At 67.7% G+C, this 21,756-nt stretch carries 18 protein-coding genes; 12 read left to right on the forward strand and 6 right to left on the reverse strand.

All coding sequences use genetic code 11. The features are described from left to right. Positions 1-140: 140 nt before the first annotated feature. Positions 141-2,345, reverse strand: coding sequence for a TonB-dependent receptor (locus ACZLHH_RS06440; protein ID WP_180844835.1), 2,205 nt, complete (start codon positions 2,343-2,345; stop codon positions 141-143). Positions 2,346-2,480: 135 nt separating this feature from the next. Here ACZLHH_RS06440 and ACZLHH_RS06445 point away from each other — a divergent pair, with 135 nt between their 5' ends. Further along, positions 2,481-2,894 (forward strand): MerC domain-containing protein, encoded by a 414-nt coding sequence (locus tag ACZLHH_RS06445; protein ID WP_008264835.1) that lies wholly within the window; start codon positions 2,481-2,483, stop codon positions 2,892-2,894. Between the two features lie 110 nt (positions 2,895-3,004). Further along, entirely contained in the window at positions 3,005-3,184 is a 180-nt protein-coding gene (locus ACZLHH_RS06450) for a 30S ribosomal protein THX (protein ID WP_004150462.1), read from the forward strand. 110 nt (positions 3,185-3,294) lie between these two features. On the opposite strand, the gene ACZLHH_RS06455 is transcribed toward ACZLHH_RS06450, so the two are convergent. The 3 genes from ACZLHH_RS06455 to ACZLHH_RS06465 form a co-directional block, all read right to left on the reverse strand. Continuing rightward, entirely contained in the window at positions 3,295-4,545 is a 1,251-nt protein-coding gene (locus tag ACZLHH_RS06455; RefSeq protein WP_180844836.1) for an alkaline phosphatase family protein, read from the reverse strand. A 240-nt stretch (positions 4,546-4,785) separates the two neighbouring features. Next, complete coding sequence (locus tag ACZLHH_RS06460) at positions 4,786-5,277, reverse strand: methylated-DNA--[protein]-cysteine S-methyltransferase (protein ID WP_132809661.1); 492 nt, start codon at positions 5,275-5,277, stop codon at positions 4,786-4,788. Then, positions 5,274-6,752: an AlkA N-terminal domain-containing protein gene (locus tag ACZLHH_RS06465; protein ID WP_180844837.1), complete on the reverse strand. Its 1,479-nt coding sequence runs from the start codon at positions 6,750-6,752 to the stop codon at positions 5,274-5,276. Before ACZLHH_RS06465 ends, ACZLHH_RS06460 begins: the two co-directional genes overlap by 4 nt. Positions 6,753-7,183: 431 nt before the next feature. Here ACZLHH_RS06465 and ACZLHH_RS06470 point away from each other — a divergent pair, with 431 nt between their 5' ends. The 4 genes from ACZLHH_RS06470 to ubiM all read left to right on the forward strand — a co-directional run bounded on the left by ACZLHH_RS06470 (position 7,184) and on the right by ubiM (position 10,611). Then, positions 7,184-8,347: a COG3904 family protein gene (locus ACZLHH_RS06470; protein ID WP_180844838.1), complete on the forward strand. Its 1,164-nt coding sequence runs from the start codon at positions 7,184-7,186 to the stop codon at positions 8,345-8,347. A gap of 58 nt (positions 8,348-8,405) precedes the next feature. Next, complete coding sequence (locus ACZLHH_RS06475) at positions 8,406-8,951, forward strand: DUF4019 domain-containing protein (RefSeq protein WP_180844839.1); 546 nt, start codon at positions 8,406-8,408, stop codon at positions 8,949-8,951. Positions 8,952-8,962: 11 nt separating this feature from the next. Then, positions 8,963-9,352, forward strand: coding sequence for an MAPEG family protein (locus ACZLHH_RS06480; protein WP_180844840.1), 390 nt, complete (start codon positions 8,963-8,965; stop codon positions 9,350-9,352). Positions 9,353-9,432: 80 nt separating this feature from the next. Next, positions 9,433-10,611, forward strand: coding sequence for a 5-demethoxyubiquinol-8 5-hydroxylase UbiM (ubiM, locus tag ACZLHH_RS06485; RefSeq protein WP_121503863.1), 1,179 nt, complete (start codon positions 9,433-9,435; stop codon positions 10,609-10,611). 25 nt (positions 10,612-10,636) lie between these two features. Here the strand turns inward: ubiM and ACZLHH_RS06490 are convergent, their stop codons facing one another. Then, positions 10,637-10,858 carry an RNA-binding S4 domain-containing protein gene (locus ACZLHH_RS06490; RefSeq protein ID WP_010486399.1) on the reverse strand — a complete coding sequence of 74 codons (222 nt, stop codon included), beginning with the start codon at positions 10,856-10,858 and terminating at the stop codon, positions 10,637-10,639. A 266-nt stretch (positions 10,859-11,124) separates the two neighbouring features. Here ACZLHH_RS06490 and ACZLHH_RS06495 point away from each other — a divergent pair, with 266 nt between their 5' ends. From ACZLHH_RS06495 to ACZLHH_RS06520, 6 genes are all read left to right on the forward strand, one after another. Next, positions 11,125-13,071, forward strand: coding sequence for a DEAD/DEAH box helicase (locus ACZLHH_RS06495; RefSeq protein WP_032128355.1), 1,947 nt, complete (start codon positions 11,125-11,127; stop codon positions 13,069-13,071). A gap of 227 nt (positions 13,072-13,298) precedes the next feature. Continuing rightward, complete coding sequence (locus tag ACZLHH_RS06500; protein WP_478478760.1) at positions 13,299-15,722, forward strand: putative bifunctional diguanylate cyclase/phosphodiesterase; 2,424 nt, start codon at positions 13,299-13,301, stop codon at positions 15,720-15,722. Positions 15,723-15,831: 109 nt separating this feature from the next. Next, positions 15,832-17,496 carry a sensor domain-containing diguanylate cyclase gene (locus ACZLHH_RS06505; protein ID WP_180844842.1) on the forward strand — a complete coding sequence of 555 codons (1,665 nt, stop codon included), beginning with the start codon at positions 15,832-15,834 and terminating at the stop codon, positions 17,494-17,496. Between the two features lie 34 nt (positions 17,497-17,530). After that, positions 17,531-18,253 (forward strand): pseudouridine synthase, encoded by a 723-nt coding sequence (locus ACZLHH_RS06510; protein ID WP_049424580.1) that lies wholly within the window; start codon positions 17,531-17,533, stop codon positions 18,251-18,253. A 144-nt stretch (positions 18,254-18,397) separates the two neighbouring features. Then, entirely contained in the window at positions 18,398-19,468 is a 1,071-nt protein-coding gene (locus ACZLHH_RS06515; protein ID WP_180844843.1) for a sensor domain-containing diguanylate cyclase, read from the forward strand. A 116-nt stretch (positions 19,469-19,584) separates the two neighbouring features. After that, positions 19,585-20,745, forward strand: a complete 1,161-nt coding sequence (locus ACZLHH_RS06520; protein WP_180844844.1) for an AAA family ATPase — start codon at positions 19,585-19,587, stop codon at positions 20,743-20,745. Positions 20,746-20,775: 30 nt separating this feature from the next. Here ACZLHH_RS06520 and ACZLHH_RS06525 read toward each other — a convergent pair whose 3' ends face one another. Further along, on the reverse strand, positions 20,776-21,723 hold the full coding sequence (locus ACZLHH_RS06525) for a DMT family transporter (RefSeq protein ID WP_049461762.1): 948 nt from the start codon (positions 21,721-21,723) through the stop codon (positions 20,776-20,778). Between the last annotated feature and the right edge of the window lie 33 nt (positions 21,724-21,756).

The following is a 21,756-nucleotide window of genomic DNA, read 5'->3' on the forward strand; positions in this document are numbered from 1 at the left end:
ATGCGTGATGGATGCTGCACAAAGAGATGGGGGCCAGAAGGCCCCCATCGGATCTGCTTGCATTGGATCCACGCCATGCGTGGGCTGAGGCTGGGGTCAGAACCCATTCCTCTGGAATGGGATCCGACTCCACTACGCGATCAGAAGAACGCGCGGATGCCGAATGCGACACCACGGCCCGGCAGCGGCGAGTAGTCGCGCAGCAGCGAGGTGTGCGGGCGCACTTCACGGTTGGTCAGGTTGCTGCCATCCAGGAACACTTCGTAGCTGTTGCTCGCGTTGCGATCCCAGCGGTAGGCCAGATGCGCGTCGACCAGGGTGTAGCCGTCGCTCGGCGCTTCGTTCTGGGCGACATCCTTCTGGCGGCTGTAGCGGACCGCACCGACCGAGGCGCGCCAGCCGTCCTTCGACCAGCGCAGGTCGGCGCCGACGCGGGCCGGGGCGATGCGCGGCAGGTAGCCGGTGTTGGCCAGCTCCACGCTGTAGTTGTGGTTGTGGTCGCCATGCGGCACGGCGATGTCGAGGTTGCGGCTGCCGTTGCCATCCAGCTTGGCCTTCACGTAGTCGCCGAACACGCGCAGGTCCCAGTCACCGGCGCCGCCTTCGAACAGGTGCACCAGCGCTTCGGCTTCGGCACCGCGGAACACCGCATCCTGCTGCGTCCAGGCGCGGACCGGCAGACCCTCGGTAACGCCGGTGTCGGCCAGGTAGATGAAGTCCTTGAATTTGGTCTGGTAGACCGACGCCGAGAAGTCCAGGCGTTCGCTGTGGGTGTGGATGCCCAGTTCCACGCGCTGGCCGCGCTCGGTCTTCAGGTTGGCGTCACCGATTTCCAGCGAGCGGGTGGCGATGTGTGCGCCGGCGGCATACAGCTCTTCGTTGGTCGGTGCACGCTCGGAGCTGTCCACGCCGATGCGCAGGTCAACGGCATCGTTGAGCTTCCAGATGCCGGCCGCAGACAGGTTGGTGGCGCCGAAGGTGCGGCGGTGGTAGTCACCGGTCGGGTCCAGCTTGACCTGGTCGTGGCGGCCGCCCAGTTCCAGCTTGAACGGGCCGAACTGCTTTTCCTGCAGTACGAACAGGCCGATGTTCTTCGTGCCGGTATCCGGAACGAACGCCTCTTCGCCCTTGGCACCGAAATCACTGTTGCCGAACTGCAGGCCGAACGCGCCGTCCCAGCCGCCGATCTGCTGCTGCACCGCTTCCAGGCGCGCCTCGATGCCACGGTTGGTAAAGCGGGTGGACGGCGTGCCGGCTTCCAGCTCCACGTGTTCGTAGTCGGTGTAGGCCACGCGTGCATTGATGTTCTTCAGGAACGAGACCGGGTTGTAGATGCCGGCCTTGGTCTCGAAGCGGTTCTGCACCATGTCGATGCGCACGTCATGCTCGTCGCCGCCTTCCTCTTCATCGCCATGGTCGTGGCCGTGGTCATGGCCATGATCATCGCCATCGGCATGCACGTGCGCGCCATTGGGAATGCCGTAGTTGGTGCGATAGGTGCTGGCCGATACGCCGAAGTAGCCGCCGTCGCCCAGCCAGGTCGCGCCGACGCCGCCGGCGCGGGTGCGGATCGAGCTGTTGTCCAGGCGGCCGCGGCGCGGCTCTTCGCCTTCCTCGCCCGCGTGGTCATGGTCGTGATCGTGATGATCTTCAAGGCTGTCGATCACGGCATAGCCGGGGATGCGGTAGTTATCGCCATTGCGGACCAGGCCATCCACGTGCAGCACGACATTGCCGCTGACGCCATCGAGGCGGAACATGCCGCTACGTTCGTTGTTCACCGAATTGCCGCGCAGCTCGGCGCGGCCGCTCAGCGGGCGCTCCGGCAGCTCGCGCGCGATGCGGCCATCGACCACATTGACCGCGCCACCGATGGCGCCGCTGCCGAACAGCAGCGTGGCCGGGCCCTTCAGTACTTCGATCTGGTCGGCCAGGAACGGCTCGATGCTGGTGGCATGGTCGGCACTGACGGTGGAGGCATCCATGTTGCTCATGCCATTGGACAGCACGGCCACGCGCGGGCCTTCCTGGCCGCGGATGATCGGGCGGCCGACGCCAGGGCCGAAGAAGGTGCTCTGCACGCCGGGCAGTTTGGCCACGGTATCGCCGAGGGTGCCGGCCTTCTGCTCGTCCAGGCGCTCACCGGCCAGCACGTCCACCGGGCGCGCCAGCGATTCGGCATCGCCCTGCAGCGGCGACGCGGTGACCTGCACCGACGACAGTTCAGTCAGGTGGCGGTCACGATGGGAATCGTCTTCGCTGGCGGCGAAGGCAGCGGTCGGAAGCAGGGCGGTCAGGGCCAGGGCGAGGGAATGCGGCTTCAACCGCGGGGTACGGGCGGGCATCGGTGGGTCCTTTGTTACACTGTATCAATCGCTGGGCGCACGAATCCCGTCAGCGGGACAGGGGGAGGGAAACCGTGCGGGTCGGGGAGGGATGTTATATTATTCCATAACGATTCGCCGACCCTGCTGGAAGTCATGTCCCTGTCCTCACGCCTGCGCCACCTGCTCGACCGTTTCGGCGCCACTGGTTCGATGCTGTGCGCGGTGCACTGCGCGGTGATCCCCGTGCTGCTGGCCGCGGCGCCGTCGCTGGGCCTGTCGTTCTGGCTGAGCGATGGGGTGGAACAGGCGCTGGTGGTGTTCGTCACCCTGCTCGGATTGTTCAGCCTGGTCTGGGGCTACCGCCGGCACGGTGCGCTGCGTGCGCTGGGCTTCCTGATTCCCGGCCTGGTCGCGTTGTGGGCCGGCGTGCTGTACGACCCGCTGCACCACAATGCGGTGCCACACGCGGTGGTGATGACCATCGGCGGCCTGCTGGTGGGGGTCGCCCATCTGGTCAACCTGCGCCTCAACCACGGTCACGTGCACGACGCCAGCTGCGCGCACTAGGCGCTCCGTGATAGGATTTTCGATCGTGCGCGGGGGCGCCCAGCAAGGCGGCCCCGCCGAACCCGTGTCAGTACGGGGTAACCAGATTTCACATTTGAGGAGTTGAAGACATGGGTAAGGGTGACCGCAAGACCGCCAAGGGCAAGCGCTACAACGCCAGCTACGGCAACGCCCGTTCGCACACCGCGAGCAAGGTCGCCGTAGGCGCCGCTGCTCCGGTTGCCAAGAAGACCGTGGCCAAGGCTCCGGCGAAGAAGGCTGTGGCGAAGAAGGCCGTCGCCAAGGCCTGATCCGGCCTGGACCGGTTCAACGAAAAACGCGGCGCCTGGCGCCGCGTTTTTTTGTGCTCGTCGTTCCGCTTGCTGCGTTCGCCGGGCCATGCCCGGCGGAAGACGTACGATCAGCGCAGGGTTTTCTTCAGCGTTTCCGGATTGCCGTCGTTCGGTGCGGCCGGCACCTGCAGCAGGTGCGCCAGCAGCGGGTAGACGTCGACATTGTCGAAGCCATCGATCACCAGGCCCTGGCGGAACGACGGGCCGCTGGCCACGAATACCGCGCGCATGGAGGGCAGGGCATTGTCGTAGCCATGCGAGCCACGATCCTGATGGTCTCGCTTGGCGATCTTCTCCTGGTGCAGGGCATCCCAGCCTTCATCCATCATGCAGACAATGGCGGGAATGCGCGGGTGGGTGCCGTAGTGCAGGCGCGGCGGCAGGTTCTCTTTCTTCCAGCACTCGTAGTGCGCGTGACGACCGAGCAGGGCGCGCTCGGCTGCGGCTTCGTGACCGGCCAACGGCGCAAAACCCACCGACTGGCCCTGGCTGACGTTGCGAGCGATGGCCGGGGCGGCCATTGATTCGGTGGAGATCACCTGGCCGACCGGGACGCTGGCCATGCCATGGTCGGAGACCACGATCACGTTGGTGGTCGCGGCCAGGCCGCGCTGCTGCAGTCCATCGAGCACCTGGCCGATGATCTGGTCGGCGCGCACGATGGCGTCGGCGTACTGCTTCGATTCGGGGCCGTAGTTGTGGCCGGCCTTGTCCACGTGCTCCATGTACAGCGTGGTCAGGCGGGGGGCGTCGGCATCGGTCTGTGCAAGCCAGTGCAGCACGGTGCCCGCGCGTTGTTCCAGCGGTTCCTTGCCGTCGTACACGCGCCATTGGCTTGGGCGCACACCGCGAATTTTCGATTCACTGCCCGGCCACGAGGTGGTGGCCGAACGCACCCCGGCGTTCTCGGCGCCGACCCAGATCGGTTCGCCGCCCCACCAGCCGCTGGTGGTGACCGCCTCACGGTTGCTCAGCTCGAACCGCCCTAGGGCTTCATCGTCCATGCTGTTGTTGACGATGCCGTGGTGGTCCGGGCGCAGGCCGGTGACGATGGTGTAGTGGTTGGGGAAGGTCAGCGACGGATAGGACGGGGTCATCCAGCGTGCACGCACGCCGCCGTCGATCAGGCGCTGCAGGTTCGGGGTCAGGCCGCGGTCCAGCGCATCGGCGCGCAGTCCGTCGATCGAGATCAGCAGCAGCTTCGGCGGCGCAGCCGCAGCGACAGCGGTGGGAGCGGAGGCGGAAGGGGCGGGCGCGGTGGTGCAGGCGGCCAATGGCAGCAGCAGCGCCAGCGCGCAGGTCAGGCGTACGGAAGTCATCCGCCCATGATAAGCCGGTGCAATGACGCGCCCAAGACACGCTGCGCCGAAGGGCGCAGCGTGTCCGCGCATTTTTCCTTATCCCCGCGCCTGTCGGCGCGCCCCCTTCAACAAGAAGGGGGCTTTTCTCCAGACATGTTCCCGATGCTTCCATCCACGCATGGCGTGGATCTACCGTGTCGACCAAGGTCGACACCTACCAGGTTACGGCGGGTGCCGGGCGCAGCCCGGCCAACCCTCTCAGGCGAACAGCGGGGCCTGGCGTTGTTCCAGTCGCAGCAGCGCGGCCTTGGTTTCCAGGCCGCCACCAAAGCCGGTCAGTGCGCCGTTGCTGCCGATCACGCGATGGCAGGGCAGGATGATCGGCAGCGGATTGCGCCCATTGGCAGCGCCGACGGCGCGGGTCGCACTGGGCTGGCCCAGATGCTGCGCCAGCTGCAGGTAGCTCCAGGTCTGGCCGAACGGGATCAGCGCCAGCGCCTGCCACACGCGCAGCTGGAACGGCGTGCCGCGTGGCGAAAGCTCCAGGTCAAAGCTGCTGCGTTCGCCGTGCAGGAACTGCAGCAGCTGCTCGCGTGCTTCCGGCAGCGCATCCGGCGCGTAGTGCCAGTCGTCGCGGCCGCGTGCCGGGTGGCGGTTTTCCGGGAACAGCACGTGGGACAGACCACGTTCGTCACCGGCGATGGTCAGCACGCCGATCGGGCTGTCGAAACGGTCGAACAACAAGGTCATGTCGGTTCTCCAACGAAAGTGCCGGACAGGTGCCACAGGTGCAGCACGGCATAGGCACGCCAGGGGCGCCACGGTTGCGAGCGCGCTTCGGTCGCGCGTTCGCTCAGGCGTTGGCCCTGCGCATGGCCGAGCACCTGCTGCAGTACCAGGTCACCGGCCGGGAAGGCATCGGGCTGGCCGAGCCCGCGCAAGGCGATGTACTGCGCGGTCCACGGACCGATGCCGGGTAGTGCCACGCAGCGGGAAACGAACTCTTCCAGCGCCTGGCCCGGGCCGAAGTCGAGCGCGCCACTGGCACAGGCGGCGGCAAGCGCACGCACGGTGGCGGCGCGGCTGCGCGGCAGGCCGATTGATTCCAGCGGCGCTTCGGCCAGCAGCTCGGGGGCCGGGAACTGGCGATCGAATTCCGATGGCATGCCCGGCAGGTGTGCGCCATAGGCATCCACCAGCCGCCGCGCGAAGGTCGTGGCCGCAGCGACGCTGACCTGTTGGCCGAGCACCGCGCGCACGCCCACTTCGAAGCCATCCCAGCCGCCCGGGACGCGCAGTCCGGGACGTTCGGCAATGCCGCGCGCCAGCAGCGGCTCTTCGCCGAGCGCGGCGTGGACCTGCTGCAGGTCGGCATCCAGATCGAACACGCGACGCACGCGGCGCACGATGTCCGGAATCAGGCGCGGATCGACCGCGCCCAGCTGCAGGCGCAGTTCCGGGCGCTTCGGGTCGGCGGTGACGCGCAGCAGGGTGGGGCGCTCCGGCGTGCCGAGCACGCGCTGGTAGCTGTCTTCGCCGATCAGCTCGATGCCGGGCAGGCTGCGCTTGCGCAGGAAGGCCAGCATGCGTGGGAAATCCAACGGCGGGCGGTACGCCAGGCGCAGTACCAGGCAGCCGTCATCGGCGGCCAGCGGCTGGTGCTGGCGACGCAGTGCTGTCGGTGCCATGCCGCAGCCCTGCAGGAAGGCCGTATTGAAACGGCGCAGGCTGTTGTAGCCGGCGGCCAGCGCGACGTCGGTCACCGGCAGCGTGGTCTCGGTCAGCAGCTGCTTGGCCAGCAGCAGCCGATGGGTGGCGTGGATCTGCCCTGGCGTTGCGCCCAGATGTTCGACGAACAGGCGCTGCAGCTGGCGCGCGCTGAGTCCGATCTTCTCTGCGAGGTCGGCTACCGGCTGTTCCTGCAGGAAGCCACCATGGATCAGGGCCAGTGCGCGCTGCACGGTCTGCCCGGCCAGTGCCTGCTGCGCCTGCGGTGCCAGCTCGGGGCGGCAGCGCAGGCACGGGCGGTAACCGGCTGCCGCAGCCGCGGCCGCGGTCGGGTAGTAAGTGATGTTGCGCGGCTTCGGCGGCGGTGCCGGGCACACGGGGCGGCAATAGATGCCGGTGCTGCGCACGGCGGTGAAGAACACGCCGTCGAAGCGTGCGTCGCGGGCCAGGCGGGCGCGGTCGCAGGCGGCGGTGTCGAGGGCGAGGGCGGTGTCCATGGCGCCAGTCTAGGCGTGTGCGGGCGGGGATACTCGCCGGATTCGGACATGGATGCTGGAGGGGGTTCTGGCAGGGCTTGCAGCCCTGCACCCGCAACGTCAACGTCAACGTCTCAATCAAAAGCTGGCAGTCCGTGGGATGGCGGGGCGGTGTGGGCTGTCAGGACACGCCGTAAACCCGTCCATGGGGGCTCTATGGCGCCATCCATGGCGCCAACGGTCCTGTCAGCCCACACCGCCCCACCTCTGACAGTTGGTAGCTGCAGTTGGTGGGTGCCGACCGTTGGTCGGCACGCTTTTGCTGTTGGTAGGTGTCGACCTTGGTCGACACGCTTTTTCCCAAGGGTCAGAGGGGGTTCAGTGCCACGCGCTGAATGCGCGGCCTGGACGGGTAGACTGTGGCTCTTGCTCCCATCAATCCCGGTTGCCCGATGTCCGCCAAATTCCGCTGGTTGCCCCTGTTGTGCCTGGCCCTGGCGGGCTGCAGTCAGTTGGAGAATCCGGGCAATGTGACCGCTGCCGACAAGGCGGCGCGTGCGCCGGCCAGTGATGGCGAGAACATGGTGTCGATCAATGCGGCTGACGCGCCGCCACCGCCGGCGCCGCCGCGCAGCCGGGCGGATCGGCCGTGGCCGCAGGCGCAGTTGGAAAATGGTCGTGCCTGGGTCAGCTGCAGCACGGAATATGCCGGTGATGCCGGCGACGGTGTCGAACTGGAAGGCCTGCAGCGCGAGCAGATTTCCCAGGCCCTGGCGCCGTGTGCCGAGCGTGGCCTGATGCGTGTGCGTTACGCCGGCAAGATCAATCCGGGCTTCGCCGAAATGATGTGGCGACTTGCCGTGGTCGCCGATGAACAGAAGATCCACAAGCGCATCCTCGATCTGGACTCCAGCGGCGGTCAGGTGGAATCGGCGATCGTCGCCGGTGACAGCATCGGTGAATCGGGCTGGACCATCTGGGTGCGCGAAGGCTCGATCTGCCACAGCGCCTGCGTGTTCGTGCTGGCCGCTGGTGACAACCGGCTGCTGTCGGGAAAGGTCGGCATCCACCGCATGATGCGCATCAGTTCCAAGGCCACTTCGCGCGCCGAGCTCAACCGCGAGCTGCACGAGGTCTACGACAACGTAAAGGACTACCTGCAGCGCAACGGCGTGGCGGTGGGCGTGGCCGATCTGATGATGACGGTGCCCAACCGCAGCCTGCGCCTGCTGACGCCGGACGAACTGCGCCAGTACGGCCTGGACGGCACCAACGCGGTGCAGGACGACCTGGAGCGGATCAAGCAGATGCGTGCCTGTGGTGACGACTTCGTGCAGCGCAAGGACGCGTTCCTGATCGCCTTCGACCAGCAGTGCAAGCACGAAGGCGCCGACATGGAATCGATCAACAGCTGCGGCCAGGCGTTGAAGCAGCGCTTCGGCTTCCCCGATGCGGTGTGCCCGGAAGAAAGCCCGCTGTCGGAAATCGATGTGGCAACGTTGCCGCCGGCACCGTCGGAGCCGCCGCCGGTGGCCGAACATGCGCCAGCAGACACCGGCACGCCTGCCGCGCAGGCCGATGCCGCAGCGGTGGAAGGCAGCGCCCACGCACGCTGACGAACAGCTCACCGCGCTGGCGTAGACTGCGGTTCTTTCCCGAGAACCGGCGGTGTCCATGAAGCGCGTGCTCCTGCTGCTGTCCCTGCTGCCCCTGACCGCATTGGCGCAGGCACCCGCGCCGGCCACGCCTGCACCGGCACCCGCGCGCCCCGCACCGGCATCGCCGGCGGCTGCGAAACCGGCCACGGCCGGCGCTCCGGCGTTGACTGCCGCGCAGCAGGCGCAGGTGCAGAAGCAGGATGCGGAAATGGGCGCGGCCGCAGTGAAGGCGGCGCAGCTGGTCGATGCCAACCGCGCAGGCGAGTTGTGGGATGGCGCTTCGGCCGTCGCGCGCCGTGCAGTACCGAAGGCCGCCTTCGTCAGTCAGTTGACTGCCGAGCGCACGCGCCTGGGCGCGCTGGCCGGGCGTGGCCAGCCGACCGTCACCCGGGTCAAGTACAGCGCCGGTGCCGCGGTGCCGGAGGGGCTGTACATCAACGTCAGCTTCCCGACCCGTTTCGCCAACAGCGCGCAGCCGGTGCGCGAGCTGGTCTCGTTCCGTTTCGACGAGGACCAGGTGTGGCGCCTGGCCGGTTACAGCCTGCGTGCGTCGGCACCCTGAGGAGATGATCGATGGCAACTGAACTGACGATGCTGGCCTTGTCGGTGCTGCTGGGCTTTGTCTACATCTTCGCTACCTCCACCGTGGTCACCCGCGAGCGCGGGATGAAGTGGAATGCCTCGGCGCGTGATGGCGAAGCCAGGCCACTCAGCCCGCTGGCCGGGCGCCTGCAGCGTGCGCAGGCCAACTTTCTGGAGACGTTCCCGTTCTTCGCTGCCGCCGCCATCGCAGTGGTCGTGGCCGGGCGCGGCAACGACACCACGGCACTGGCCGCGCAGGCCTACTTCTGGGCGCGCGTGGTCTACCTGCCGCTGTATGCCGCGGGCGTGCCCTACGTGCGCAGCCTGGTCTGGGCAGTGTCGCTGCTGTCGATCCTGGCGCTGGTGTTCGCGTTGTTGTGATCCCGGCCTGATCCAGATCAAGGCCGGTCAGGTGCGCGGCGCTATGCTGGCGCGGACTGAATCAACGGCAGGAGGCGCGCATGCGCAGGATGGACGTGGTGGTGGTCGGCGCCGGACCGGCGGGGCTGTGTTTCGCGCGTGCGCTGGCCGGTAGCGGCCTGCAGGTCGGGCTGGTCGAAGTTCAACCGCGCCAGGCCCTTGCCGAGGCCGCCTTCGATGGCCGTGAGATCGCGCTGACCCATGCCTCGCGGCAGAGCATGGAGCAGCTGGGGCTGTGGCAGCGCCTGCCGCAGGCCGAAGTCGCTGAACTGCGCGATGCCAAGGTGATGAACGGCGGCTCGCCGTTCGCGCTGACCTTCGCCAGCAGCCAGGTGGACGGTCAGCCGCTGGGTTGGCTGGTGCCCAACCATCTGATCCGCCGCGCTGCATGGGATGCCGTGCAGGGGCAGGACGGCCTGGAGCTGTTCGACGGGCGCAAGGTGCTGGGCGTGCAGGCCGATGCGCAGGGCCACGTGGTCAAACTCGATGACGGCAGCCAACTTCATGCGCGCCTGCTGGTCGCCGCTGACAGCCGCTTCTCCGCAACGCGCCGCATGCTCGGCATCGGCGCGCAGATGCGCGACTTCGGCAAGTCGATGCTGGTGTGCCGCATGCAGGTTGAGCGTGATCATCACCACACTGCCTGGGAGTGGTTCGGCTACGGCCGCACGATGGCGTTGCTGCCGCTCAACGAAGGCCAGGCATCAGCAGTGATCACGCTGCCACCGCGGCAGATTGAAGAACTGCTGGCGATGGACGAGGTGGCCTTCGGTGAGGCCATCGGTGCCTGCTTCGAACACCGCCTGGGCCGGATGCAGCCAGTGGCCACGCCGCAGGCGTATCCGCTGGTGGGTGTGTACGCGCACCGTTTCGTCGGCGAGCGTTCGGCGTTGATCGGCGATGCCGCGGTGGGCATGCATCCGGTCACCGCACATGGCTTCAATCTGGGCCTGGCCAGCGCGCAGCGGCTGGCGCAGGGCATCGTCGCGCAGCAGCGCCGTGGTGCCGACATTGCCGCTGCCGGCATGCTGGCCAGCTACCAGCGTGGTCACCGGCTGGCGTCGCGGCCGCTGTACGAGGCCACCAATGCCATCGCCAGCCTGTATACCGACGATCGCCGCCCGGCGCGGCTGCTGCGCGCGGCGGGCCTGCGTCTGGCACAAGGCGTGGCACCGTTCAGGCAGCTGATCGCCTCGCACCTGACCCAGCGCGTGGCCTGAACCGGTTCAGATCAGCCCGTTCAGATCAGCCGGCGGCCAGCACCCGGATCTGGCTGTCGGCGAATTCAACCACCTGGCCTGCGCGGATCTTGCAGGCCTTGCGCAGTTCGACCTCGCCGTCGACCCGCACCTGGCCGTCACCGATGACCATCTTGGCCTCGCCGCCACTGGTGACCAGGTCGGCCAGCTTGAGCAGCTGCTTGAGTTCGACGTAGTCACCGTCGAGGTCGAATTCGAGAATCTGCATGGAGCGGGGTTCCTGGGGAAGGGCGCAGCCAGCGGCCGGGCCGGTGAAGAGGGCGCGTATTGTGCGCCAGCTTGGGGCATGACGGTACGCGCACGGCAAGCTGTACGCCTTGTTCAGGATCAATGCGGTATGATTCCGCTCTGAGCGAGTGAAATCTCCTCCAACCGAGCAGCGCCAGGGCACGCGATAAGAAGGGCGCCCAAAGCGCGGACCATCACCTTTTTTATCGCACTGCCAGGAAGACGGCAGTGTCTTCGGAGTTCCCCATGTCCCAAGATTCCCAAGCGCCGCTGCAGTTCGCGCAGCTCGGCCTGTCCGAGCCCGTGATGCAGGCGGTCACCGCCATCGGCTACGAAACCCCGTCGCCGATCCAGGCCGCTACCATCCCGGCGATGCTGGAAGGCCGCGACGTGCTGGGCCAGGCCCAGACCGGCACCGGCAAGACCGCAGCGTTCGCGCTGCCGGTACTGTCCAACATCGATCTGCAGCAGATCAAGCCGCAGGCCCTGATCCTGGCGCCGACCCGCGAACTGGCCATCCAGGTTGCCGAGGCGTTCCAGTCCTATTCGTCGAAGATCCCGGGCTTCCGCGTGCTGCCGGTGTACGGCGGCCAGCCGTACGGCCAGCAGCTGTCGGCCCTGCGCCGCGGCGTGCACATCGTGGTCGGTACCCCCGGCCGCGTGATCGACCACCTGGACCGCAGCACCCTGGACCTGTCCGAGCTGAAGACGCTGGTGCTGGACGAAGCCGATGAAATGCTGCGCATGGGCTTCATCGACGACGTCGAAGCCGTGCTGAAGAAGCTGCCGGAGCAGCGCCAGGTGGCCCTGTTCTCGGCCACCATGCCGCCGCAGATCCGCCGCATCGCGCAGACCTACCTGCAGGACCCGGTGGAAGTGACCATCGCGGCCAAGACCACCACCTCGGCCAACATCCGCCAGCGTTACTGGTGGGTGAGCGGCATGCACAAGCTGGACGCGCTGACCCGCATCCTGGAAGTCGAGCCGTTCGACGCGATGATCATCTTCGCGCGCACCAAGGCCGGCACCGAAGAACTGGCCAGCAAGCTGCAGGCCCGTGGCCTGGCCGCTGCCGCCATCAACGGTGACATGCAGCAGGCCCAGCGTGAGCGCACCATCGCCATGCTGAAGGAAGGCAAGCTGGACATCCTGGTCGCCACCGACGTGGCTGCCCGCGGCCTGGACGTGGAGCGCATCAGCCACGTGCTGAACTACGACATCCCGTACGACACCGAAAGCTACGTGCACCGCATCGGCCGTACCGGTCGTGCCGGCCGCAGCGGCGAGGCGATCCTGTTCGCCACCCCGCGCGAGAAGGGCATGCTGCGCCAGATCGAGCGCGCCACCCGCCAGCCGATCGAAGAGATGCAGCTGCCGAGTGTGGAAGCGGTCAACGACACCCGCATCAACAAGTTCACCTCGCGCATCAGCGAAACCCTCGGCGCCGGTGGCCTGGACTTCTACCGCCAGCTGCTGGAGCGTTTCGAGAACGAGCAGAACGTGCCGGCCATCGAAGTGGCTGCCGCGCTGGCCAAGATGCTGCAGGGTGACACCCCGTTCCTGCTGCAGCCGCCGGTGCGTGCCCCGCGTGAAGAGCGCGCACCGCGCGAACGCTTCGACCGTGGTGACCGCCCGGAACGCGGTGATCGCTTCGACCGCAACGAGCGTGGTCCGCGCTTCGAGCGTGGCCCGCGCCGTGACGACGCCGAAGGTGGTTTCGAGCAGCGCCCGCGCCGCGAGGTTCCGCCACGTGGTGCGCCGGAGCAGGGCATGGAGACCTACCGCATTTCGGTCGGCCACCAGCACGGCGTGAAGCCGGCCAACATCGTTGGCGCCATTGCCAACGAAGCCGGTCTGGAAAGCCGCTTCATCGGCCGCATCGACATCCACGACGACTTCTCGCTGCTGGACCTGCCGGCACAGATGCCGCCGGACGTGCTGTCGCACCTGCAGAAGGTGTGGGTGTCCGGCCAGCAGCTGCAGATGCGTGCGCTGGCCCCGGGTGAAGACACCAACCCGGCCCCGCGTCCGTTCAAGCCTCGCTTCGACAAGCGTGGTCCGGGCGGCCCGGGTGGCCCGCGTCGCGGTGGCCCGGGCGGTCCGGGTGGCCACGGTGGCGACCGCGGCGGTGACCGCGACAGCCGCCCGCCGCGTCGTGACGGCTTCAAGCCGCGCGGCCCGCGCAGCTTCTAAGCCGCACCTGCGGTCCTGAACAACGCCAGCCTCCGGGCTGGCGTTGTCCGTTATGGGCCTGGAAAAGGGGACGGAGGGGATTAAGTCGTTTATGCCCGGCAGTGCGCTTATGCCGAAAACGACTTAATCCCCTCCGTCCCCTTTTCGCATGGCAAACACATTGCCGGTCATAGGCTGGGCCGGTTCCAAGGGAGGTTGTCACCGCAGCACATTCGGGGGGATCCGGGATGGGTAGAAGTGGCACGGACCAGCAGAGCCGGCGGGTGCCGATGACCCGTGGCCTGGGATTGCGCTTTGCGTTGTTGACGGGCATGGCGATCGGGTTGGTCGCGCTGTCCGCGTTGATCCAGGAACTGCAGGCGGCCTCGACGGCCTGGATTGCCGGCCAGGGCTACTGGTCGCGGGGGCAGCAGGATGCGACCGCTGCGCTGAGCCGCTACCTGGCGCGTGGCGATGCGCAGGACCTGGAGGACGCGCGCCAGGCCCTGCGGATTCCGTTGGGGGATCTGCAGGCCCGGCTGGCGCTGGAACAGGCGGTACCGGACGAGGAGAAGGCCCGGCAGGGTTTCCTGCAGGGCGGCAACGCGCGCGCCGATATTCCGCGCCTGGTGTTCTCGTTCCGCTACGCCCGTGACCTGGGAGCATTCCGCGAAGCCACTGCACTGTGGCGGCAGACCGATGGTGATCTGGAGGCTGTGCAGGCCCTGGTCGCCGAGCTGCAACGGAGGCATGCGGCAGGTGAACTGCCCGTGGCCGACCGCAATCGCTACCTGCAGCAGCTGCGGGATCTCGACCGCCGCCTGCAGGTGCAGGCCCAGGCGTTCTCGCAGGCGCTGCTGAGGATGGCCACCATGGTCCGGATCGCCACGCTGATGGTTGGCGGCCTGTCGGTGCTGGTGATCAGCCTGATGGCAGTGGCGCTGGCGCGTCGTGTCGGCAAGGACCTGACCGAGCACGAGAGCCGCTTCCGCGCGGCGTTCTACCAGGCCAATGTCGGCATGCTGAAGCTCGACACCGATGGCCGCGTGGTCGAGGCCAACCAGGCGATGGCGGATATCCTCGACTATCGGCGCGATGTGCTGCTGCAGATGCTGCTGGGTGACCTGCTGATGGAGGGGGAACTGGTCCTCGATGGTGTCGGCCGCATCGACTGGGACCGGCAGCTGCGGCCGAGCGAGCTGCGTTTCCGCCGGAGCGATGGCAGCCTCGTCTGGGGACGCTGGAGCGGTACCGCGGTTCGCAGCTCGGGCGGAGGATTGTCGGTGTTCGCGATCATCGAGGATGTCAGCCAGAACCATGCACTGGCGCGCGAGATCGAGCATCACGCCAGCCACGATCCGCTGACCGGCCTGATCAACCGCCGCGAGATCGAACGCCTGCTGGAACGCGCGTTGCTGCAGGTCCGGACCGACGGTGGTACGCATGCGCTGTGCTACATCAACCTGGACCACTTCAAGCTGGTCAACGACAGCTTCGGTCATGCCGCCGGCGACCAGATGCTGCGCGGTTTCGCCGACTATCTGGTGGCGGCGGTGCGTGATGGCGACTGGGTCGGCCGCCTGGGGGCCGATGAGTTCGCGGTGTTTCTCGCCCACGCCGGCCAGGATGAAGCCAAGCGGGTACTGCAGCGGGTGATCCGCAACCTGGGCCAGGCCACGTTCCCGATCAGCGAGGGCAGCCCGCAGTTGAGCTGCAGCATCGGCGTGGTCGAGGTCAGTGCCGAGGCGCCGGACGCGAACTGGTTGATGAGCGCCGCCGACAGCGCCTGCTATGCGGCCAAGCAGGCCGGTCGCAACCGTGTGCACTGCTTCAACGAGAACCGCATGGCGCTGGAGGAGCGGCGGCAGGAGGCCGAGCGTCTGCAGGGTGTCAGCCTGGCCATGGCGGAGAATCGCATGCTGCTGTACGCGCAGCGCATCGCCCGCGTGGGCGATCCGTCCTACCTGCATTACGAGGTGCTGGTGCGCATGCGTGGTACCGATGGCAGCCTGCATCTGCCCGGTCAGTTCATGCCGGCGGTGGAGCGCTATGGCATGGCGGTGGCGCTGGACCGGCACGTGCTCGGGCTGCTGTTCCGCCACCTGCAGGTCTGCCCGGCACACGTGCGCCAGCTGGGCCTGTGCAACGTCAACGTTTCGGCGCAGTCGATCGCCGAGCCGGGATTCCTCGCCTTCGTCTGCGACCTGCTCGAGCGCAACCGCGCGCTGGCCTCGAAACTGTGTTTCGAGATCACCGAGACCGCGGCGATCAGCAACCTCAGCCAGGCACGCGCTTTCATCGATGCGGTCAAAGCGCGTGGCTGCCGGATGGCACTGGATGACTTCGGCTCCGGCCTGTCCTCGTTCGGCTATCTGCGCCAGCTGCCTGCGGACATCCTGAAGATCGACGGCACCTTCGTGCGTGACATGGACACCGACCCGGTCAGCCACGCCACGGTGCGGGCGATCAGCGAGCTCGGGCGGGAACTGCAGATGGAGGTGGTGGCCGAATGGGTGGAAACCGCCGAGGTGGCTGGCGCACTGACCCGGCTCGGCGTGCAGGGCCTGCAGGGCTACGCGATCGAGCGGCCGCAGCCGCTGGAACGGATGACCCTGAGTGACCTGAGGCCGGTCCGCCTGGTGGCGGTGAAGGGGCCTCCGGCCGCTGGCTGAACGGCGCACGGCGACTTTGGTCTACACATGCGTGGCGTGCCCGGCTGCGATAATGCGCGCCAGGGGCGACGCGCAGTGGGCGCGGACGTAAGCAGGAACAGGATGTGGCGTGGGCGTCAGGCAGTGGCGGTACGAAACAGGGGCGCTGCTGGTCGTCCTGCTGATGGGAGTGTTGCTTCCCGGTCTGGTGCACGCGCGCCTGGCCGAGGCCGGCCGGGATTTCCTGCTGGTTGGCGCACCGACGGACGAACCGACACCCCATCGTAGCTGTACGCCCACGATGCTGGCCGGGCCGCGCGAGCAGGTAGAGGTACCGGCGCCGCCCGGGGGCTGGTCGGGGCAACCCCAGGCGCTGGATGTGTTCAACGTGTTCGCTGGCGAAGTCCGCGTACAGCATGGTGACCGCGAGATCTGCGGCAACATGCACGATGCGCGCACCCGTGATTCGCGCTTCCGCGCCGGCATCGGCCTGGTGGCGGTGCCAGCGGCAGGCAGCCATGAGCCGTTCCTGGTGTCGTGGCAGGCGCCGCTGAAAGCGCGCTGGGTGCCAACCTTGCGGCTGGGGGCGCCCAGTCCGGTCCAGCAGAACGATACCGCCCGCCTGCTGGTGCGCGCGGCCTGCATCGCGGTGGCGATCGCGCTGGCGCTGTCGGCATTGATGGCCTACCTGACCACCCGTGACCGCAGCTTCCTGGTCTACATCGGCGCGACGATCGTGGTGGTGGTGTGGCAGGCGGTTCTTGGCGGCTTGAGCGGTTATCCCGAACCGTGGCTGCCGGTGGGCGAGCGCGGCGCATGGTGGCTGCTGGCGCTGACCGCCGCGACCCAGGCGCTGGTACTGCCCGCTCTGTGGCGCCTCAACGGCGGGGACCGCTTGCTGCCACGCTCGCGGCCGGCACAGCAGGCTGTGCTGTGGGGCCTGATGGGACTGGCCGCGCTGGTGCCGTGGCTGCGCTGGGACACCCTGGCGCTGGTCGCGCAGAGCCTGCAGCTGACCTTCATCCTCGGTTGCCTGTTGTCACTGGCCGCTGGCATGCGTGCCTGGTTGCGCGGTGACTGCTGGGCGTTGGCGGGCCTGGCGGCGCTGGTGCCACTGCTGGTGATGATCGCAGCCGATGCCAGCAGTGCGGGGTGGCTGCTGGAGTACCGGGTGGAAGCACTGCAGCTGTCGGTGACCTGGCTGCTGATGATGGCCGCCTATGCCATGAACCAGCGGTTGGGCCGGCTGCGCCAGCAGCGCGATGAACTGCGCCAGCTGGCCGAAACCGACGGCCTGACCGGGCTGCCCAACCGCCGGGCCGGCCTGCAGCAGCTGGCCCGTCACCTGGCACAGGTCGACCGTGAGCGCGGCCCGCTGGTGATCGGCTTTCTCGACATCGACCTGTTCAAGGACATCAACGACCGCCATGGCCACGCGGTGGGCGACCAGGTGCTGGTGGCGGTAGCGCGAGCCCTGCGCACGGCAGTCCGCAGCCAGGACGAAGTGGTGAGGATGGGCGGCGAGGAGTTCCTGCTGCTGATGCCGGGCATGCCGCGCGAGGCGGCGTCGGCGCGCTTGGACCGCCTGCGCCAGCGCATCACCGAAGCCGGCCAGGCCCTGCAGGTGCCGGGCCTGGAAGTGACCGCCAGCATCGGACTGGCGCAGTGGCGGCCGGGTGAGGATGACCTGGCCGGGCTGCTGCGGCGGGCCGACCATGCCATGTACGTGGCCAAGCGGGCGGGTCGCAACCGGGTGTTCGACGGCGAAGAGCTCGATCCGCCGGCCCCGGCATGAAGCGTAGCGGGCGGCGATGCCGGATAATAGGGAGATGACCACCCGACTCAACAAACATATCGCCGACACCGGCTTCTGCTCCCGCCGCGAGGCCGATCGCCTGATCGCCGCCCGCCGCGTCACCGTCAACGGCCACGCGGCCGGCACCGGTGCGGTGGTGGGCGAGGAAGACCAGGTGCTGGTCGACGGCCAGCCGCTGCGCGCGCGCGTGGCACGCAAGCCCGGCGCCCGCCGCCACGTCTACATCGCGCTGAACAAGCCGGTGGGCGTGACCTGCACCACCGAAACCTCGGTCAAGGGCAACATCGTCGACTTCGTCGGCCACGAACAGCGCATCTTCCCGATCGGGCGCCTGGACAAGGAGTCCGAGGGACTGATCCTGATGACCAGCAACGGCGACATCGTCAACCAGATCCTGCGTGCCGAGAACGGCCACCAGAAGGAGTACCTGGTGGCGGTGAACAAGCCGGTCACCGACGAGTTCCTGCGTGGCATGGCGCGCGGCGTGCGCATCCACGACCAGATGACGCTGCCGTGCAAGACCTCGCGCATCGCCAAGTTCGGATTCCGCATCACCCTGCAGCAGGGACTGAACCGGCAGATCCGCCTGATGGCCGCCGAATTCGGCTATCGCGTGACCCAGCTGCGCCGCGTGCGCATCGACAACATCAAGATCGGTGCGCTGAAGCCGGGCCAGTGGCGCAACCTGACCGAGCAGGAGCTGCAGGGCCTGCTGCCGAAGCAGCTGGACTGGTAACGCGCGGTAGCGCCGGCCGCTGGCCGGCTGCACCAGGCATCGAATGAGCGCGGGATGCCGGCCAGCGGCCGGCACTCCCCGTTGTGCGGATTGCGCACCGGCATCAGCTAGACTCCGCAGTGACCTGCCGGAACGTGACGCTGCATGATCAAGCCCGACAAGCCTGCCAACGAAGCCCTGCGGCTCGAGGCGCTGTACCGCTACCGGATCCTGGATTCGCAGCGTGAGAAATCCTTCGACGACCTGGTCGCGATCGCCAAGGCAGTCTGCGGTACCTCGATGGCGGCGGTGACCCTGATCGACGTCGAACGGCAGTGGTTCAAGTCGATCCAGGGCATCGACGCGGCGGAAAACCTGCGCAGCGAATCGATGTGTGGCCACGCCATCCTGCAGCCGCAGGAAATCATGGTGGTCGAGGACGCGTTGCAGGACATCCGCTTCCACGATAATCCGGTAGTGACCGGCGACCCGCACATCCGCTTCTACGCCGGTGCGCCACTGATCAGTTCCGATGGCCTGCCTCTGGGCACGCTGTGCGTGTTCGATGCACATCCGCAGCACCTGCCCAGCGACAAGGCCGAGGCACTGGCCGCGCTGTCACGGCAGGTGATGCTGGTGATGGAGCTGCGCCGTTTCGCGCTCGACATCCAGAAGCACATGCTGGAACGCGATGACTACGAGCGCCTGCTGTCGGAGTACCAGGACGTGCTGCTGGCGCAGAATGCCGACCTGGCCGAGCAGAGCCGCACCGATGCGCTGACCGGCCTGCCCAACCGCCGCGCAATGGCGGCGGCACTGGAAGAGGCGGTGGTGAAGATCGATGGGCAACCGGGCGTCGCCTGCGTTGCGTTGCTCGACATCGATCATTTCAAGCACATCAATGATTTCCAGGGCCACGCTACAGGCGACCGGGTGCTGGCCGAGCTGGGCGTGCTGCTGCGCTCGCACTTCGCCGGCCGCGGCATGGCGGCGCGCTACGGCGGTGAGGAGTTCGTGGCGGTAATGCCGGGCACCGACCTGCATACGGCCGAACTGCAATGCGAGTTCCTGCGCCTGGCCGTGGCTGACCTGCCGCTTGGATTCCCGGTCACGGTCAGCATCGGTGTTGCCCAGCACCAGCCAGGTGAAAGCGTGGATGACATGCTGGCGCGCGCCGACAAGGCGCTGTACCGGGCCAAGGGCAATGGTCGCAACCGGGTGGAACGGGCGGGCTGAAGCACCCCCAGGTAGATCCACGCCATGCGTGGATGCAGTTTCCGATTCACATCGCGTCGCAGTTCCTGCGATCAGAACCGGGCAGCATGACCTCTCTGTTTCCCCGGATGCCAACCATGCTGCAGACCCTGGCCATCGCCCACTATCGCTCGCTGCACGGGCTGGTACTGCCGCTGCAGCAGTTGAATGTGGTGACCGGCGACAATGGCAGTGGCAAATCCAGCCTGTACCGCGCGCTGCGCCTGCTTGCGGAGACCGCGCAGGGCGGCGTCGCGGCGGTTCTGGCCCGCGAAGGTGGGCTCGGTTCGGCGCTGTGGGCGGGGCCGGAAAAAATGGACCGTCGGGTTGCTGCCGGCGAAATCCCCTTGCAGGGCGGCCCACGTCAGGAATCGGTGGGATTGAAGCTGGGCTTCACCACCGACGAGTTCGGCTATGCCATCGACCTGGGCTACCCACCGCCCAGCCGTTCGGCCTTCGCACTGGACCCTCAGATCAAGGCCGAGGCGATCTGGGCCGGGCCGTTCCTGCGCAGCGCCAACCTGCTGGTCGACCGACGTGGGGCAATGGTGCGGCAACGCCATGCGCGCGGTTGGGATCTGGTCGATGACCGGTTGTCGCTGTTCGACAGTCTGTTCACCCAGGTTGGCGATCCGCAGCGCATGCCGGAAACCATCGCCCTGCGCGAGTACATCCGTCGCTGGCGCTTCTACGACCATTTCCGCAGCGACGCCGATGCCCCGGCACGGCAACCGGCGATGGCCACGCGCACGCCGGTGCTGCATCACGACGGTCGCGATCTGGCGGCGGCCTGGGTGACCATCCTCGAGATCGGTGATCCGGGCGCACTGGCGCGCAGCGTGGACGATGCGTTCCCGGGCGCCACGGTGGGGTTCGAGGAACTGGACGGTCGACTCGCCCTGCGCTTCCACCAGCCGGGGCTGCTGCGGCCGTTGTCGATGGCCGAGCTGTCCGACGGCACGCTGCGCTTCCTGCTGCTGGCCGCGGCACTGCACACGCCGCGCCCGCCGCCGCTGCTGGTGCTCAACGAACCGGAGACCAGCCTGCATCCTGACCTGCTGCCGGCGCTGGCGCGGCTGATCATCGCGGCCAGTGCGCGCAGCCAGGTGTGGGTGGTCTCACACGCCAGCCGACTGATCGCAGCACTGGAGCAGGCGCCCGGCTGTCATTCGCTGCATCTGCACAAGGAACAGGGGCGCACGCTGTTGAGCGGGCAGGGCCTGCTGGATGCCCCGGCATGGCACTGGCCGCAGCGCTGACAAGGCGATTCGCACCCTGCGCGGATACGCTCAATCGGCGATGTTGCGTGCTTCCGACGTACCGAGAATCTCCGGGTGCTGCACCGGCTTGCGGCGGTTCAACAACGGATGCAGGAACACCGCGCCGACGATGATCGCCACGCCCAGGTAGAACCACGGCGTGACTTCGTGCTGCTCGCGCAGCAGCACCACCGCCAGCACCACCGCGTAGACCGGTTCCAGGTTGGTCACCAGCTGCACGGTGTAGGCGCTCAGGTGGCGTAGCGCGACCAAGGCCAGGGCGAACGGCAGCAGCGTGCAGAACCCGGCCAGTACCAGTAGCAGGATGCCGTCGTGCAGGTCCGGAACCACCCATAGTGGGCTGGCCAGCGCCGGCAGCAGGTAGGGCATCAGCGGTGCCAGCAGGGTCAGGGTGAGGGTGCCGGCGCCCAGCTCCAGTGCGGTGACCGTAAGCGGATCGGCGTGGCTGACCATGCGCTTGTTGAGCGAGCCGAACACCGCCACCAGCAGCGCCGATATCGCGCCGATCAGTACACCCAGGCGCATGCCATCGGGCACGCCACCGACCACCAGTGCAACACCCGGCAGCACCGCCAGGCCGAAGGCGAGTTCACGCAGCTGGAACGGTCGCTTGGCTACCCACGGTTCGATGATCGAGGTGAATACCGGCGCCAGCGCGATGCAGGTGGCGGCCACCGAGGCGTTGGCCAGCTTTACCGCACCGTAGAACGTCAGCCAGTGCAGGGCGACCAGCGCGCCGATGCCGGCGTAGCCCGCCACCAGGCGCAGTGGCAGGGTGCGCAATCCGCGCCAGACCCGCGGCAGCAGCGCCAGCATCGCTGTCACCAGCAGCATGCGCCACCACACCAGCGGCAGCGCCGGCAGGGTGATCAACTTGCCGAGGATGGCGGTGACGCCCCACAGCAGGACACAGAAGTGGATCTGCCACAGCGCTTTGCGGGTGTCGGGTGTGCTCATCCGCCTATTGTGAGGCAAGGCGATGACCGCAGC

It is taken from the genome of Stenotrophomonas sp. 28608_Sma, assembly GCF_056486185.1.

Excerpts from the sequence above, each read along its gene's own strand:
- ACZLHH_RS06440 (WP_180844835.1), bottom strand. The coding sequence starts at position 2,345 with ATGCCCGCCCGTACCCCGCGGTTGAAGCCGCATTCCCTCGCCCTGGCC.
- ACZLHH_RS06445 (WP_008264835.1), top strand. The coding sequence starts at position 2,481 with ATGTCCCTGTCCTCACGCCTGCGCCACCTGCTCGACCGTTTCGGCGCC.
- ACZLHH_RS06450 (WP_004150462.1), top strand. The coding sequence starts at position 3,005 with ATGGGTAAGGGTGACCGCAAGACCGCCAAGGGCAAGCGCTACAACGCC.
- ACZLHH_RS06455 (WP_180844836.1), bottom strand. The coding sequence starts at position 4,545 with ATGACTTCCGTACGCCTGACCTGCGCGCTGGCGCTGCTGCTGCCATTG.
- ACZLHH_RS06460 (WP_132809661.1), bottom strand. The coding sequence starts at position 5,277 with ATGACCTTGTTGTTCGACCGTTTCGACAGCCCGATCGGCGTGCTGACC.
- ACZLHH_RS06465 (WP_180844837.1), bottom strand. The coding sequence starts at position 6,752 with ATGGACACCGCCCTCGCCCTCGACACCGCCGCCTGCGACCGCGCCCGC.
- ACZLHH_RS06470 (WP_180844838.1), top strand. The coding sequence starts at position 7,184 with ATGTCCGCCAAATTCCGCTGGTTGCCCCTGTTGTGCCTGGCCCTGGCG.
- ACZLHH_RS06475 (WP_180844839.1), top strand. The coding sequence starts at position 8,406 with ATGAAGCGCGTGCTCCTGCTGCTGTCCCTGCTGCCCCTGACCGCATTG.
- ACZLHH_RS06480 (WP_180844840.1), top strand. The coding sequence starts at position 8,963 with ATGGCAACTGAACTGACGATGCTGGCCTTGTCGGTGCTGCTGGGCTTT.
- ubiM (WP_121503863.1), top strand. The coding sequence starts at position 9,433 with ATGCGCAGGATGGACGTGGTGGTGGTCGGCGCCGGACCGGCGGGGCTG.
- ACZLHH_RS06490 (WP_010486399.1), bottom strand. The coding sequence starts at position 10,858 with ATGCAGATTCTCGAATTCGACCTCGACGGTGACTACGTCGAACTCAAG.
- ACZLHH_RS06495 (WP_032128355.1), top strand. The coding sequence starts at position 11,125 with ATGTCCCAAGATTCCCAAGCGCCGCTGCAGTTCGCGCAGCTCGGCCTG.
- ACZLHH_RS06500 (WP_478478760.1), top strand. The coding sequence starts at position 13,299 with ATGGGTAGAAGTGGCACGGACCAGCAGAGCCGGCGGGTGCCGATGACC.
- ACZLHH_RS06510 (WP_049424580.1), top strand. The coding sequence starts at position 17,531 with ATGACCACCCGACTCAACAAACATATCGCCGACACCGGCTTCTGCTCC.
- ACZLHH_RS06515 (WP_180844843.1), top strand. The coding sequence starts at position 18,398 with ATGATCAAGCCCGACAAGCCTGCCAACGAAGCCCTGCGGCTCGAGGCG.
- ACZLHH_RS06520 (WP_180844844.1), top strand. The coding sequence starts at position 19,585 with ATGCTGCAGACCCTGGCCATCGCCCACTATCGCTCGCTGCACGGGCTG.
- ACZLHH_RS06525 (WP_049461762.1), bottom strand. The coding sequence starts at position 21,723 with ATGAGCACACCCGACACCCGCAAAGCGCTGTGGCAGATCCACTTCTGT.